The sequence below is a fragment of the Dictyobacter vulcani genome (assembly GCF_008974265.1).
Classification (GTDB): Bacteria; Chloroflexota; Ktedonobacteria; order Ktedonobacterales; family Ktedonobacteraceae; genus Dictyobacter; species Dictyobacter vulcani.
In genome coordinates, this window is record NZ_BKZW01000002.1 from 1,104,688 (window position 1) to 1,120,686 (window position 15,999).

14 protein-coding genes and 1 pseudogene are annotated in these 15,999 nt (G+C 47.6%); 9 read left to right on the plus strand and 6 right to left on the minus strand.

The window, feature by feature from the left end; genetic code table 11:
• Positions 1–96: 96 nt before the first annotated feature.
• From KDW_RS22035 to KDW_RS22060, 6 genes are all read left to right on the plus strand, one after another.
• The gene (locus tag KDW_RS22035) at positions 97–1,239 is read left to right on the plus strand and encodes an aspartyl protease family protein (protein WP_151758096.1); all 1,143 of its coding nucleotides are present in this window, start codon (positions 97–99) and stop codon (positions 1,237–1,239) included.
• Positions 1,240–1,419: 180 nt separating this feature from the next.
• Positions 1,420–2,307, plus strand: coding sequence for an RDD family protein (locus KDW_RS22040; protein WP_151758097.1), 888 nt, complete (start codon positions 1,420–1,422; stop codon positions 2,305–2,307).
• 139 nt (positions 2,308–2,446) lie between these two features.
• On the plus strand, positions 2,447–2,989 hold the full coding sequence (locus KDW_RS22045; protein WP_162005500.1) for a TetR/AcrR family transcriptional regulator: 543 nt from the start codon (positions 2,447–2,449) through the stop codon (positions 2,987–2,989).
• A 76-nt stretch (positions 2,990–3,065) separates the two neighbouring features.
• Entirely contained in the window at positions 3,066–3,617 is a 552-nt protein-coding gene (locus KDW_RS22050; RefSeq protein ID WP_151758099.1) for a DUF6036 family nucleotidyltransferase, read from the plus strand.
• Between the two features lie 128 nt (positions 3,618–3,745).
• On the plus strand, positions 3,746–4,195 hold the full coding sequence (locus tag KDW_RS22055) for a hypothetical protein (RefSeq protein ID WP_151758100.1): 450 nt from the start codon (positions 3,746–3,748) through the stop codon (positions 4,193–4,195).
• A 289-nt stretch (positions 4,196–4,484) separates the two neighbouring features.
• Entirely contained in the window at positions 4,485–5,879 is a 1,395-nt protein-coding gene (locus KDW_RS22060; RefSeq protein ID WP_151758101.1) for a glycosyltransferase family protein, read from the plus strand.
• 507 nt (positions 5,880–6,386) lie between these two features.
• On the opposite strand, the gene KDW_RS22065 is transcribed toward KDW_RS22060, so the two are convergent.
• The 5 genes and pseudogenes from KDW_RS22065 to KDW_RS22090 all read right to left on the minus strand — a co-directional run bounded on the left by KDW_RS22065 (position 6,387) and on the right by KDW_RS22090 (position 11,660).
• Complete coding sequence (locus tag KDW_RS22065) at positions 6,387–7,190, minus strand: alpha/beta hydrolase family protein (protein WP_151758102.1); 804 nt, start codon at positions 7,188–7,190, stop codon at positions 6,387–6,389.
• A 181-nt stretch (positions 7,191–7,371) separates the two neighbouring features.
• Positions 7,372–8,256, minus strand: a complete 885-nt coding sequence (locus tag KDW_RS22070) for a glucoamylase family protein (protein WP_151758103.1) — start codon at positions 8,254–8,256, stop codon at positions 7,372–7,374.
• Between the two features lie 5 nt (positions 8,257–8,261).
• Positions 8,262–8,609, minus strand: coding sequence for a hypothetical protein (locus tag KDW_RS22075; RefSeq protein WP_233097846.1), 348 nt, complete (start codon positions 8,607–8,609; stop codon positions 8,262–8,264).
• Between the two features lie 433 nt (positions 8,610–9,042).
• A pseudogene (locus KDW_RS36085) lies at positions 9,043–9,564 on the minus strand (DUF4385 domain-containing protein).
• Positions 9,565–10,022: 458 nt separating this feature from the next.
• On the minus strand, positions 10,023–11,660 hold the full coding sequence (locus KDW_RS22090) for an FAD-binding oxidoreductase (protein WP_151758106.1): 1,638 nt from the start codon (positions 11,658–11,660) through the stop codon (positions 10,023–10,025).
• Positions 11,661–12,062: 402 nt separating this feature from the next.
• Between KDW_RS22090 and KDW_RS22095 the strand changes: the two genes are divergently transcribed.
• Positions 12,063–12,392, plus strand: a complete 330-nt coding sequence (locus KDW_RS22095) for a hypothetical protein (RefSeq protein WP_151758107.1) — start codon at positions 12,063–12,065, stop codon at positions 12,390–12,392.
• Between the two features lie 227 nt (positions 12,393–12,619).
• Positions 12,620–13,567, plus strand: a complete 948-nt coding sequence (locus KDW_RS22100; RefSeq protein ID WP_151758108.1) for a zinc-dependent alcohol dehydrogenase family protein — start codon at positions 12,620–12,622, stop codon at positions 13,565–13,567.
• A gap of 59 nt (positions 13,568–13,626) precedes the next feature.
• Here KDW_RS22100 and KDW_RS22105 read toward each other — a convergent pair whose 3' ends face one another.
• Complete coding sequence (locus tag KDW_RS22105; RefSeq protein ID WP_151758109.1) at positions 13,627–13,836, minus strand: hypothetical protein; 210 nt, start codon at positions 13,834–13,836, stop codon at positions 13,627–13,629.
• A 202-nt stretch (positions 13,837–14,038) separates the two neighbouring features.
• Here KDW_RS22105 and KDW_RS22110 point away from each other — a divergent pair, with 202 nt between their 5' ends.
• Complete coding sequence (locus tag KDW_RS22110) at positions 14,039–15,949, plus strand: type 1 periplasmic-binding domain-containing protein (protein ID WP_151758110.1); 1,911 nt, start codon at positions 14,039–14,041, stop codon at positions 15,947–15,949.
• Positions 15,950–15,999 lie beyond the last annotated feature (50 nt).

Consider the following 15,999-nt stretch of genomic DNA (forward strand, 5'->3'; position numbering starts at 1 on the left):
TCTGACTTAGCTGATTCTATTTTGAGATATCCGACGCTAATAACGAAAAATATGGAGTGCATATTTCGAGTTGTCCTTTAGTGTAAAGGAGTCAAAATGGCTGTGCAGCAGTATGAGTATGCCTCGCTCTATGTCTCACATAATCGACCATATGTTGATCTTCGTGTTACCACCAACCATGGCTATTCGCGGATGGCTCGTTTTCTGGTTGATACCGCCGGGATGGCGCTGATATTTACTGAAGCACTCGTGCAAGACTTAGACCTGCCCTTACAGGACGCGCCTTTCCTTTTTTCAGGCACCCATGTCTTTCATTGTTTCTCTCCACCCACACTCTCTATTGGGCCTTATAACCTGGATCTAGCGTCTGCGACGGCGCTGATGGCGGTTAATACCTGCTCGCTTTTTTCAGGAGAGGAGGTGGATGGAATTTTGCCCTGCGGTCTGTTATCTGACTATTGTGTGCTTTTGGATTATCCTGCCGGGGTCTTTGCTCTGGCCCCGACCTGCTCCTCCGCTCGCTCTGGTGAGCCTGTGCCGATCTCTATTCATCCCCATAGTCAATTTTTGCGCGTCCAGGCGACTATTGCTGGTGATCAGTATGGATTATTACTGGATACTGGCGCATCGTGCACTATGATCTCGGAGGCGGTGATGCAAAACTGGGAGCAGCAGTTTACCGCCTGGCCACGCGCGCAAGCTGCGGTTGGTAGCGCTAATATGGGCGTTCCAGGGGAAGAATATGCGACGATGATGCGCATTCCACGGGCCACTCTCGGCTCCTTGCTCTTGCGGGAAATCACTGTCGTTTCGCGTCCTGACGGCATCTTTGAGGCTCGTAGCTCCAGCTTTATGACGGCTCCAATTGTGGGTGCTCTGGCTGGCAATGTGTTGAAACAATTTCGTATCGAGATCGATTATCGTCATGAGATGTCGTACTGGGAATGGTGTGGCAATTCCTATCCCTATGATATGGATATGGTGGGACTGACATTATCGTTGAATCTTGATCACACATATTATGTAACGGCTGTCTCAGACTGTAACTATGCCAGTGTCAGGCAATCGGTGCAAGTTGGAGATCGCTTGCTGCAGATTGATGGTCTGGTTGTGACTGGCCTGCCCTTACCAACGGTTGTCACTGCTTTACAGGGGAGCCCGGGACAGCATTATACTCTGTTACTGGAGCGAGAAGGTGAATTGCGCAGTGTATCTGTTGCCACTGCGCGTATAGTGTAAGCTGAGTGGGGGGTGATTGCTCGTCAAGCATATGTGCATTGCTGGTAGCAACAAGCTGCCTGACGATGGACTCTTCTTGCTCTACTTTGAGAACTTGCCTGCTGTTAGTATAATAGAGGAACATTATTATTTGCTAGACGACTATGTCTATCGGTGTTCTTCTCATAGAAGAGAGTATCTATGTTTACTGACAATGCGGTTGGAACAAAACAGGGAATTTCCATCTCCCGAATGCGTATTGGCTGGATGCGCATTGGAGCAGGGATTACTGATTTTATCATTCTTTCATGTTTACAGATCTGGATCAGCAGTATTTTTGGTGTTATTAATCCATCCGGCGATGAACATTTAATTGATTGGAATGGTTTTTCATTTTCGTTGTCTGGCCTGGCCACGCTGAGTTCTCTCTGGTTGTTTGTTATCGTTTTTCTCTATTTTTTCACCCAGGAAGCACTTGTTGGGACTACTCCAGGAAAGTTATTTTTTGGTCTTTACGTGGCAAGTTCTGATGGAGGACGCGTAACTGTTACTGCGGCACTGCTTCGTAATATAGTACGCTTTGTCGATAGCTTACCGATTCTATATATCGTTGGCCTGATTTCTAGTTTGCTGTCACCGACATTTCAACGTCTGGGTGACCGTGTGGCACATACAACTGTTGTTCCCATCAAGGCGGCCAGGGCAGCGGACCAGATACAGCGCACAATCTTCAGGCGCTATGCCTGCTTATGTCTGGGCGTGCTCGTCCTGGTTGGCGTCTGTTTGAATTATTCCTATTATCATCGGCCACCGTTAATCGTACAAAGCTGGGCCAACACCAACAACTCCTACACCTTCCATTCCGCAAATACTGTTCCCTCATGTGGCAACGTCACGCAAAGTTCAGGAGATTTTGTGCTCAATCGTCATATTCAGCTCCTGGGTATCCAGGCTCCTGAATGGCACAACGATACAGTGGTGTACCCTATCGAATATGCCGATCAAGTTCGCTGTTCCGCTACTGTAACTTTACATTGGAATGGTTTCTTGATTGGTTGGTCTGTCTCTCATGTCGAGATTAAGCGTTAATTCATTATCGATCAGTACGTGAGAGCGATTGTTTGCGCCTCGACGTGTATACTTTTGTATAGACGTCGAATTTTTTGTATTGACTTTTGATACAGCTATGTCTAAAATGATACTAAACTGTTCCTTAGAAAGGCATAGGATGATGGAGCGAGACGCTATTCAGGATATTGCGATCAAAACGCTGATTACCAACAATGGGGCATCGATGCATGATATTGCCGTGGCCGCTGGCATCGGCCGTACTACTTTGCATCGTTATTTTGCCAGCCGCGATGATATGTTGCGGGCTTTACTACTGAGTGCCTTTCAAGATATAGAGCAGGCTATGACGGAATGCCAGATTGAAACTGGCACCGCCCTTGAGGCACTGGAACGAATTATTACAGTGTTGATGCCGATTGGACATCGTTTTACTTTCCTGCTCGGTGCCTGGCCATTTGCTGAAGACAACAAAGAATTGAAGTCCCGTGAATTACGTTTGTTGTACCAACTTGAAGGCCTGGTTCAGCGTGGGCAGAAGGAAAAAAGCCTGCGCACCGATCTACCAGTCCGCTGGATTATTGATACCATGACGGCTCTCCTGTTTATGGCCTGGCAGCGTATTTCTGATGGCTATATCGCGCCCCGTGATGCCTCAAAATTAATTATGACCACCCTGTTGACCGGCGTTGGTACACATTAGTCGTGCAATTCGCGCAGCAATATGGTACAGTCATAATTGAAGATCAACGTATGAACAGGAAAGCGCAGTATTTTTTATGCAGCGGCAAGAGATTGAGAAATATCTGCAAGAATTAGGCGACGAATTGGAAGCGCGTGGCTTCCAATCTCCTGTGCGGGTCATGATAGTGGGTGGGGTGGCCATGTTGTTGCTGGCCGCAAATCGTGAGTCCACCGAGGATGTCGATGTGGTTCTGATGGATATTGAGGGAGATACTTCTACGAATCCAACGCCTGAGACCAAGGCTTTTAAGTCGGCAGTCAATGCGGTGGCAAAGAAACATCAGATGAAGCGTACCTGGATTAATGATGACGTGGCCTATTTTATTCGCGATATGGCTCCCAATCCCGAAGCAACTCTCTGGCATGAATATAAAAAACTGCATGTGTACCTGCCTTCTAAAGAATATATTCTGGCCTTGAAGTTGATGGTCTATCGACCAAAAGATATGCTCGATATTGAGGCACTCCTGAAACAACTGCATGTTGAGACGCGCGAACAAGCCCAGGAAATTGCTGATCGTTTTATTCCCGATGTCTCCTGGCAGGAACATTATCAATTTCAGGATACTTTGGATGAACTTTTTTAAGCTGTTGGGCCTACTATGATCCAGTGGATAAGATCTGTAGCGATAGTGTTTTCTGATGCTGCCCACTGCAAATTTTTGTTTCTCGTGTTACAATAGTTGTAGACGATAACACAGGAACAAGGTGGCCAATGAAGACATATATCGAATTGCAGACAATCTCCGTGTCCTATCAAGAAATCTGTTCTGGGGCTGAACCATGGCTTCCCCTGGGTAATTTCATGAACGATTTCTTCGGAAATTTTACCGATCGACGTGTTGAACTATTGCGCGATCCTATTCAAGAGCCGCTGAATCCAACGGAAGAGCAACACCGTTGGGCTGTCTTTTGTGCTGCCTCTGTCGAGTATCTCTGCCAGAAGTATGATCTGCCAGTGCCTACCTGGACCTCTGATCCCGCTTATGCGCCATTACCTGAGCCCTGGTATCATTCTAAAATGGCTCATAAACCTGCCGTGCAGCAACGTCTGCTGCGCGAAACTCCTGAAGCCTTTGCGAAGCGCAATATCTATTGCGGCGGTCGTGTGTTTGCCAATAAATATGAGCTGGCGGAAGAGTTACGTCAACGGCAATCAGCGTAAAATCAAGTATGTTGTCCATGTGGCATTCGCTCCACGGTTGCTTATGATCATATTCGCTGACAGGATCTATGGAAGAAGAGTAGATCCTGTTTTTTATGCTGTTTGCTTGCCTACTGCCTCAGTCATTTTTTATGTGCTCACACAATCGAACACATGAGATAGGATTTTAGTCATGTTTTAAGTTCGCAGGATTGAATTTATCCGACAGCGGGTTATGATTTTCTTATGAATATTGATATTCTTGACGTGTTTAAATTGGCTGATGTATCAAGAGAGGATGGGGTGGGGAATGGGAAAGCAGTCACGTAGTACGATACATTTAAACACACCTGCCAACGAGCGCACCTTTGAGTCGTTGCTACAAACAGATCAAGCCATCACACTGAAACTGTTAGGATCCTGGCGTGCTATACTTCTTATAGTTTTTGTGGCTCTTTTTTATCTTGCCTGTTTTTTTCTGACTCATTTTGTACATCTCCCCTTCACTTTTGAAAAGGCGCATCACTCATCACTGGTTGCCTCCAGTTTTTATATTACCCCTCTTGGTACCACGCAGATTTATTCGGGTGCACATTTTATCTATCTGGCCAATGCCTGGTTAGCAGGGCATCTCTATGTAGCTTCTCCTCCTCCGGGTATGTCAGGAGATTACACCTTCTGGCATGGTCATTGGTATGTGGCCTTTCCGCCATTGCCTGCACTGTTTTTTCTGCCGCTGGTTGCAATCTTCCATTTCAGCCATCAATTTGCGCTTTCGGTGAGTGTCGAGCTCTTTTTTTCGCTGCTAAATGTTGGTTTGATGTTTCTGTTGTTATATCGCATGGTTGAAAAGGGAGTGGTACAGCTGTCTTTCTCCAGTCTGGCCTGGCTCTTCATCTTTTTTGCCTGTGGTACAGAACTGTTCTATGTATCTATGCAGGCCACGGTATGGTTCCTGGCCCATGTGATCGCGACCACTTTCTTGCTGCTTCACGTCCTTGAGTTGATTGGCAAGCGTCGCGCCTGGCTGGCTGCGGTGTGGCTTGGTCTCGCAGCTTTATCTCGTAGCACCGTCCTGCTGGTCTTTCCCTGTTATCTGCTCCTGGTCTTCCTATCAGAGCCAAAGAAATCCTGGCAGCTGTTGAAGCCGTATGTAGTCTTTTGTGGCATCCTGGGCATCTTTGTTGGCGGGATGCTGCTCTACAATCTGGCGCGCTTTGGTTCCTTGCTGGACTTTGGCTACCAGAGCATGAATGTTAGTCCTCGTGTGGCTCCTGGTCTGGCTGAATATGGACAGTTTAATCTGCATTTCCTGCCAACCAATTTTTTCTATATGCTGATCCAGCCACCGCAAATCCTGACGATGTTACCGTATATCCGCTTTGATCCAACTGGTACGGGTATCTTCTGGACCATGCCTGCACTTTATCCTCTTTTCCGTACTTTCTTTGTGCGCTCGCACTCCTATCTCACATGGAGCCTGCTGGCTGGCTGTCTTTTACCCATAGGTGCTCACCTGCTCTACTTTAATACTGGCTGGTATCAGTTTGGCTATCGTTTTTTCCTGGATGTCCTTCCTCTGGCTTTTTTGCTCGCGGTCCTGGGCTTCCATCAGCGCTTACAATGGTATGAAAAGGCCGTGATTATACTTTCAATTGGCCTTAATATCTGGGGATGGTTTGAGTACATCTATTTTTCACCATGACAAAAGCGTAACCCGCCGCAAGCCGCTGTGGTTTAAACCCAGGCGGATAGGCGGGTTTCTCCTGGGCTTTAGCCCTTGCTTGTTGCATAGAATGCATTGTTGGATTATACTGCATAGGTGCAACGAAGGCACGACAGCACAGGCTGTACGGCCTTAGGAAGTGTTGCCAGGCAAAATCGTTCAAGAAAAGCCTCCCACTGATGCATGCATCAGTTTTCGAAAGAGAAAGATGTTCACCCTTTCCAGGTCGCCAAACACCCGACGTTGGCTGCACACCCGTCGGGTACGGCATGAAACGGTGAACAGGCATGGCACCGCCCTTCAAGCGAGCAGATGTGTGGATCTGTGCTTGAGTGTATTCCTCACCCACTACGGTCTTCAACGAGTTGCCTCAACGAGGCACCGACTCAGGGGGCCGACTACGTAGGAGTACAAGAAGCCGCCGCCCCTTCAGGGCGTGCGGAGTGTCACGAGTTTATAGATGCATCAACCATCCTGGCTTTTACACTAGAGTAGCATGAGCAGGCGTTTAATCTCGGCGTATGTTTGCTGCCATGCTTCGGAGTCAGGATCAATCACCACAAAGTGATCGCCTGCGGGGATCTCGATCAGGGTAATGCTATCACCCGCTATCTGTGCTTTCTGCTGATAGGATTGGCTGATGATGAGAGGGACAGTATCGTCATTTGTGCCATGAACCAGCACCTGTGGTACATCTAGTGGTAAGAGAGCTGCGGGTGAGGCCAGGAGATAGCGCTGAGGTTTATCGGCGAAGCTCGCTCCCAGCAATGCCTGGACTGCATCTTTCCCAAGATGGAGGCGGGCGGCCTGTTCCAGATCTACGACACCAGCCTGGCTAATGGCTCCTGTTAGCGGTAAGGGATCGCTGGAGGTGCTTAGCTCGCTGTCCTGTGGTAGATGCTGTCGTGCTGCTAACCAGAGCGCCAGATGACCTCCTGCTGAATGTCCCACAGTTATCACACGTTGTACGTCCAGTTGATATTGAGGAGCCAGTGTTCGCAGATAGTCAGTGGCTCGGGCGACATCTAACAATGTTCCAGGCCATGCGCCACCGGGATTACCTACGCGGCGATACTCAATATTCCAGACCGCAATTTGCTGTGCTACCAGGTGTTGCGCCAGACCGTGCATCAACGTCAGATCATATGCGTCACGCCAGAAACCGCCATGGATCAGTATGACCACTGGATGTGGTCCTGCTCCTGTCGGAACATAGAGTTCTCCATATTGAAACGTATCGTCTCCATAAGACAATGTATGGAAAGAGTCCTGCTTGTTAGCTGAAGACATAGGTGTTTTTCGTCCTTCGCAAATATAGTATCTGTATCATATCAGAAATATCTCTGTTATAGCCTGGAATTGAAGTAGTTCTATGTGTTCTGAGACATTAACCTGCTTAAAATAAGGAGCCGATAACTCGTTTCACTACAAACGAGCTATCGACTCCCTGACACGTGCTACTGGCTCTTTACTATGGTAGCGAGAATTTCTCCTGGGAGAGATAGGGATGGATCGCCATAATGACAGGATCTGCGGCGAAATGGCGTTGCAACTGGTTGTTGCGCAGAGCGTTGTCCAGTGCGGCAAAGATCATGGCTTGATCCAGAACTAGATAGCGGTGTCCGACCTGTCCGGTGGTGGGATTAACGCTATCATAGAAGCCATAAGGCCCATAGATGTCTTTGTAACGTGTGCGTAGTTGCTGGATGTTGGCAAAGGCTGCCTGTGGCGTGACGGTCAGTGCCAGGAATGAAGCGTGTGGTGTGACTGCCGTTTCGCTGTAAGGGCAGCAATTTTTGTTGGAGGCCAGATTATGTGCGCCATAGGCGTCATAGTTGCCTGTGTCATCGGGAGTGCTGGCTGGTGAGAGGCCCCAGACTGGATATTTGAGTGTCTGTGTCGCATAGGCGGCCTGGGCCTGTGCATAGAGCCGATCATTCAGACCAAAGCTTTGTTTTCCCCACGCCGTTTCGGGAATGACCAGATTATTCATCAAGCCCTCAAACATGCTACCACCCCAGCTTGGCACAAAGTTGATGCCATTGCTGCTGTAGTGGCCTTCAAAGACAGTGAAGGGCTTGCCAGATTGCGGGTCGGTATAGGTGGCATTATAGCCCTGAGGCGTCTGTCCCTGCCAGGTAAAATCCGCGGGGAGAGTACGCCAGGTACGCCACCAGACATCGCCGGGCATACGATGGGTACCAATGCCAATGTAGGCTGCGATACGCGTTTCCGCGTTGAGTACCCCATAATGGAAAGTGGCCGGACCCTGATCCGCGTTGTAGCCGCCATACATTTGTCCGGCGGTATTACTTTGACTTTGGTCACCGTTGTCATAAAAGATGCCAAAGTCCATGGCATTCAGCAAGGCCGTTGCGCGCGGTGCCAGCAGCGGAATGCCTGGCGAATGGCAATCAAGCCACTGGCATACCAGCCACTATCTACGGTAGAGATGAACGCTCCCGTTGCTGGTTGCCCTTCCTGATCGGTGCCTCCCGGACCCGAGATGCGGTGTCCATTGGTGGTGTCGTACCAGCTAAAGAGAAATCCATGCCATTTGCTGAGCTTCTCAACCTGGCTTAAAAGATCATTGGTCCGTTTCAATGCATCACTATGCCTGATCAAACCGAGATCTTCGGCGGAAACAATACTCCAGAAGGCGACGCCGATATTGGTTTGAGGTATAAGCGCCTCTGGCCGGGGCGCCATTCAGGCCAATATTATCCATCGGTAGATGTGTGTGCGGATCGGCATCGGCATCAAAGAATTTCCAGGTCTGGCGAGCAATGGCATACAATGTCTGTTTCTGACTGGATGTCAGCTCATCCTTTGAACCGTGACGATTGTTGTCCGTACTGGTGCCTGCTGATGCGGAAAGAGGGGCTATGACAGTACTCAGACAAAAAATACTGCAAAAAAAGAAGCCCACAAGCAAACGTTTTAGCTTCAATGCTATACTCCTCTGGCTATGAGGCTCATCCTGTCAAAAGTCAATGTATTGCTATATATCTACTCAAAATCAAAAGATAGATGTTGACAGGATTGAACGCGTTGCTAGTAATAGTGTGTAACTGGAATTAAAAATAGGTGTAAATAGAGTTACAGAAATTATATGGAAAGATAGCTCTATAAGTCAAGCTCATCAAGTATTATCAACTTTTTTTCGTTCATATTTTTCTACATGTTGTTTTTTTAAGTGCTGATATTCCTCATCATTTCTGGCCAGTAGATACACCCCATAGAAAATACGTGCCGATTCAGCTTTCTCGTTATCTTCTGACCAGGGCAGAAGTTGTTTTCGAGCCTCGTTCATGGCTGCCTGAGTGTCTTCTTTCTGGGGATTGGCTTGATATTTGCGACCACTTTGATGATTGGCGTAGCGGCGTGAGCGTGTATAGCCATCTGCAAAAATTTTCTCGCCATATCCATCCCCACAAAATCACCTTGCTGTTTATAGCTCAGAAATAACTCATAGATCTTATCCGCTGATTTTTGTGCTTCTACAGGAGTTTTGAAGCGCCAGTAGGGCAGAATCTCAGATTTGTATGGCTCAACAGCAAGACACCCTGCTCGCCTCTACAACCTGATACAGCTCAGGATGGGCGCGAAAATCTATCTGCTTGAAATCCTGGGTATAATCAAAACTTTTACTGGATGCTCGCATCTATCCTTCCTCCAAACTGGCTATCGACTCAATCCTATGATCTATTTTGACTAGTACATTGTCAAACTTCGTGTGATGAGTTGTGCGCCCGCTACGCGGGCGGCAGGGGGGAGATGCCGGGGCACAGCCCCCGATCCCCCAGTCAAGGGGCTCGGCGCTTGATCATGCCCCCGGCATGCTCGCTTGCATCCCCGCCTCCCAGCACATGATGTCTGGCAGAGTACTAGATCTATCTGTATAGTGTACGTGAGATCTTTTACGACAGATCCTGATTGCAGAGTTTTCGATCCAGCAAAATTATTTGCTGTGGAAGAATTGCGAAATTCGCCTCTAAAAGGCCTTGATTTTTCGAAAAATATTGGGTATACTTTATAGGTAAGTTTGAGGAGCCCCAAAAAAGGCTCCTCTTTTTTTGTGTCTAAAATTGTGAAAATGAGTAGCAAGCCTGGTGGTTGCTGTTAATGTGCCAGCGGAATGCTCTGCTTGAAGCGGAAGAGATTTTTGGGATCATAGGTAGCTTTGACCTGTTGGAGTCGGGCCAGATTGCTTCCATAGTAGGCCTGTTGCCAGTTGGATAATGTTGGATCAATGTAGTTTTGATAGGCTGCTCCCGAGGCATATGGCCGCATGGCTTGCCAGGTAGTATTGAGCCAGCTCCGGTTCTGACTGATAATGGCATCAGATGAGCCGATGTCCCAGTTGGCGTTATATTGGATCGAGAAGAGCATATTGCGATGCACAAATGCTGTGGTATCTGGTGCGACGCGGTTGATGGCTCCGCCGTATGTGTCGATGCCGATGCCACCGGTATTTGGGAGGGATGATTTCTGGCGCTGGGCAATGGCATTGACCAGCTTATCAATGGCCTGGCGAGGCATGGTTTTGTTAAAGTAGTCTGATTTGGCGGCCGAGGCATTACGTTGTATCTTTCCCTGGGGACTCTGGCCGGGTAGTCGGCATTCGTTCAGGCTTTTATCTGAGCAGCCAGCCTCATAGAGCATAGTATCCAGCAGACCGGCGCTGGAGGCATAGCGGACCGTGGGCGCAATGCCCAGTTTATTGATGAGATTTTGTAGTTGCTGATTGAGTTGATCAGTCCCACCAACATACACACCATTGATGCGTACAATCGGATCACCATTTTTGTCGGTGGTGTTGAGTAGCAGGCAGTTGGACCATAGCTCATCGGGTCCCTGTGGTCCCCAGTTTTGCCAGGCATCAACTACTGCTGCTGCATCGTTCCATGCCCAACCCAACGTAAAGATTGAGAGTGTGTTCACGGGATGGGTCTGGAACGTGAAAGATGTCACGACCCCGAAATTGCCGCCGCCGCCGCCACGCAAGGCCCAGTAGAGTCCAGTGTTCTGGTTGGCATCGCAGGTAACCAGGCGTCCATCCGCCAGCACAACCTGGGCGGAAAGCAGATTATCACAGGTCAGACCAAACTTACGTCCAAGCACGCCAACTCCACCTCCCATGGTCAGCCCTGCCACTCCCACAGTCGGACATGAGCCAGCAGGAATGACACGACCATTGTCGGCCAGACGCGCATACACATCGATAAGTTTCGCCCCACTCCCAATTGTTGTCTGTCCACTCTTCAGATCCAACGTGATAGTATTCATGCGCGAAACGTCCAGGAGGAGTCCTGTGGTGGTTGAATAGCCAGCATACGAGTGACCACCGGAGCGTACCGTCACTGGCAGATTGAAGCGACTGACAAACGCCAGGCAGGTCTGTACATCTTTGGGGGAAGCACAATACGCGACGCCTGCAGGCTTGATGCCATCAAATTGGGGATCAAAGAGTTGATGGGCGGTGGCGTACTGAACATTGTTTGGGCGGATCAAGCTGCCCTTGATGTTTTTAGCCAGAGTTGACCAATCGGCCTCTGTAAGCACAGGTGCTTTAGTTGGTGCTGGTGGTAGTGTGGCTTTAGCCGTGGGTGATGTTTGTCCTGGTGTCGCGCTGGCTGATGGTTGACAGGCACCCAATAAAATAGGCATACTTCCCACCGCGCACAGTGCCAGGAATTCTCTGCGATTTACCTGCATACGTTCCAGGTTTGCCGACGGCTGTATCTCTTTCTCGTCCATGTTACTATCCTTTTTTATTGCTTACACAGTTGGTGTATTTCTTTCATTTATGACGCGCGTGCTATAGTCAGATACTTTTATTACGACTGATTAACTATAGCCGCCACATTTTCATTTTTTATTAGCCACATGCAGTATTATAGGTATGAGAATGTATTTATCATAATCGATTTTTGGTGACAATACTATGAAACGCTTCACATCAGTGCGTGCTGAAAAACTATGTAGGGAAAGGTTGCAACTACATTGTGCAGGTAAGATGAGGAGAGTTGTATTGTGCTATGCTTAGCATAACTCTCAATTTTGGGCGAATGAGAACCTGGAGGAACAGCATTTATAGAGAATTCAGGCTGGTACAACAGGGAAATTTTGTATTTGAGAAGCAATCAGGTAGGGGATGTTATGAGTGATCAGTATTCACAGGAACAATTGGCTGCTTTGCGTGCTAATGAGACGCGCTGTGTTCGTGTTCTGGCTGCTTGCCGCCGTTTTGCAGTTAATGTCAGTGGTGCTGCTGGCAACTATGCGACCTTTGCCCAGAACGAAGAGGTTTTGCTGGAATCCTTTCATGAGGTTGAATTGGCGCATGCCAGTCCTGATGGCCGCTATGAGCAGCTTTTTGCTGAGCGTTGTCAGCGGGCCGGTTTAACGACTGCCGATGTCTCGATGCTACAAACACGCTGGCAGCGCCTTCAGCAGTTGCTGGATGGCGACGAGGAAGATTCCGAGTAATCTGCAGGCCTTTAGGTGACTCAGGACTGCGCCTGGTAAATTGTTTTCCATAGTATTTGTTTGCTTGCTTTTGTCTACGTTAGCAATCGTCTGGCCGTACAAGAGATGAAGACAGGTAGCATAGATAACCATGTCTTTTTTGTCGATAATAGCAATAGCATGAATAAACAAATCTGCTGTGTTTCAGATTGGACACAGTTCTTTTTTTGGGAAAGTGGTGAATGTGTATGAAAGCAATGATTATTACTGGATTTGGTGGTCCTGAAGTTTTCCAGCCACAGGAATTGCCTGAACCTACTCCTCAAGCGGATGAAGTATTAGTAAAGGTCTATGCCAGCTCGATTAATCCAGTGGACTATAAAATTCGTCAGGCAGGTTCGTGGGCAGGCGTGCAGCCTCCTGCGGTCATTGGCTATGATGTCTCGGGCGTCGTTGAGGCGGTCGGTGCGATGGTGAAGGATTTCAAGGTAGGGGATGAGGTCTATTATACACCGGATATTCCTGGACGCGGTGGGAGCTATGCGGAGTATCATGTGGCCCGCGAAGCGATTGTCGCCCATAAGCCGAAGAATTTGTCGCATATAGAGGCGGCCAGTATTCCTCTGGCGGGTGGAACGGCCTGGGATGCTTTGATTACCAGGGCTCAGTTGAAACCTGGTGAGACAGTCTTGATCCATGGTGGTACTGGTGGCGTGGGTTCACTGGCTGTTCAGATCGCTCATGCGGCTGGTGCCTATGTCTTTACCACCTGTAGCGGTAAGAATGCTGAGCTGGCAAAGAAACTGGGTGCGGACCGCGTTATCGATTATAAGACTGAGAACTATGCGGATATCATCTTAAAAGAGACCAATGGTAAGGGTGTGGATGTTGTTTTTGATACCGTGGGTGGTGAGACGATCACGAATAGTATTGCAGCCACTAAAATGTATGGCCGTATGGTTAGTGTGGTGGATATCGCCGGGAATACGTATCCAGCCTTCCTGAAAAACATTACGCTGCATTACCTCTTCCTGCAGCGTGAGCGCTATAAACTGGATTATCTGCGCAACCTTCTTGAGAGTGGCAAGATCAAACCCCTGGTCGCTAAAGTTATGCCATTGGCAGAAGTGGCTCAGGCTCAGAAAGAACTTGAGCAGGGTGGAGTAACTGGTAAGATTGTTCTCCAGGTTGTTTAAGACTAAAAATTTGCAATAAAATGACGGGCTCGTCCGGGCCCGTCATTTTGTTTGCTTGCTTAAAAGCTATTTCGGCCTCGCTCGCGATCATTTACTGCTTCTCGTAGTGAGCGGAGGGAGTAGCGCTGATCACCAACCATGATGAAAACCCCACGACCATCCTGTATATCTGCAATCTGACGATGTAACTCTGCATTTTCCGCCTGGAGCGTCTCCATCGTCTGTTTCTGCCGAAAGATTTCTTGTGCGAGCTGATCAAACGAATTCATGGATTTTTATTTCCTTTCTTGAATGTACTTCTCTACTTCAAAACGTAGCAAACTCTCCGTCCATAACATAGTGGTACCATTACGATCTACAAAATTACCTTATCGAATTATAGCTACCTTATTTATACAACATTGCCATATCTGTAAGCGTATTATATGATAGGCGCTACGCATTATATTCTGAGCTAAAGGAATGATTTGCATGAGTGAGAAGCCATCGACTCCCACTACGAAAAATCTGGCTAGTTCTGATCCTATTGATGCTCAGCCTGAAACCAATGAAGCCGCCTCGGACACATATCCAGGTGATGGTTGGAGCTTGAATATCCTCTGGGCATTGACTATTGGTATTTTTATCTTTTCTTTTTTTACTTCAGCTTATCAGTATACATGGAGTTCAGTGGCCGCCTTCCTGGCGATCGAAGGTTTTAAACGTGTATGGGACGGCATATTCAAATACACTGATCGATTGCTGTATCAACTGTTCAGTCAGGTTCCTGATTTTGTGCAAAAAATATGGCACTGGCTTACACGTGTCTATATTCTATCTACACCATTTGTGATTATCACTCTGGTTTTTATGCTGTTAACTCCTAAAGAATTCAGTTCATTTTTCTCTTACCTTTATCCAAATCAACTCTGTATTGAACATCAAATTGCAGTATTAAATTCTGTGTGCCCTGATGGCGTCGGGACCTCGCAGATGCAGGTAGGCAATGAGCAGGTCACGGTTGGCATTATCGACGAGAATCAAAATGCTCCTTTCGATCAATCTAATGGCAATGCCTCTGAGAAACAGCTGGAAACGATGATCTTTCAGGAAAATAAGAAGGCTATGGCCAGTAAGCCATATGTGACTTTGATGGTGGCAACCATGCTCAGTCGCACCCTGGATGATAATGAACTTTCGATTTCAGTAGGTTTAAAGGATTTGAGTGGGGCCTATCTCGCGCAAAAGGACTATAATGCGAAACATAAGTTGAAGGTACGCCTGGTTATTGCCAATATTGGGACGCGTCTGGCGATTGATCAGACGGTTGCACTGGTTATGAAACAGATTGTCCTTTATGCCAGGAAGGAGCCTTCGTTCCGTGGCATGATAGGTTTGCCTTTTAGCGGGTCTACCCAACGGGCTCTGAGACAACTGGCCGATTTGCATCAGTCGGATATTCCTGTTGTTTCTCCTTCAGCGACCAGTGATCTGCTCTCGGATATGCCTAATTTCTATCGTGTGGTGTCCTCTGATAAGGTACAGAGTAAATTTATGGCGCAGTTTTTTGCGAAGCATATGGTGCCCGCGTATCGATTGCAGATGCATTTAAAACCGAGCGATCCTCTGAATATTGCGGTATTTAGCGATAGTACTGATCCATATAGTACCAGTCTTAATCGTGATTTTCTTGAGCAGGCTCAGGGTCAGATTCCTAATTTACATCCGATTCTAGAGCAATATATAGTCGGACGCATCGATACAATTAATCAGAGTGTACAGGATGCCCTGACTCAGGGTGCACGTATGATTTACTTTTCTGGTTATCAGGATGATCTTCTGCCACTTGAAAGTGTGTTGCAGGAGTTGAAAAGTAGAATGGGGATCAAACAGACGATACCGATTATGGGTGGAGATGGCTTATATGAGATGAATAGTTTCCAGCATAATGATTATGAGTCGGTATTCGCGACTGTTTATGCTTCTCCCATTGATCCTAATAGTGCATTCAAGAAGGAATTCGACCAGACCTTTGGTGAAACTGCGGATGTGCTCCCCAATCAGCCATACGTCTTGCTGGCTCCGCATGCGATCCTATCATATGATGCCACTAATGCGTTTCTACATGCACTCGATAAAAGCATGTCAATTAACGGCAATGGCGAGTTGCCATCTGTAAGTGATTTTAATAGCGCGCTCCAGAATGTTACGTTTGAAGGAGTAAGTGGTCTGCTCTCTTTTGAAGGTGGTAATACCACATCCTTACAGCGCAGTGATCCTTTAAATAAAGGGGTGTATGTGATGTGTGTGGATATAAATCACCATGTCCATACAGCCGCCAGCTATGGTCCTGATCAGTCGGAGCAGTATCTTTTGAAAGATAGCCTGAAATGTTTGCCTTAATCAATTATATAGGGAGGATATATATGTAGTAGCAGTGTAAATATCATTCC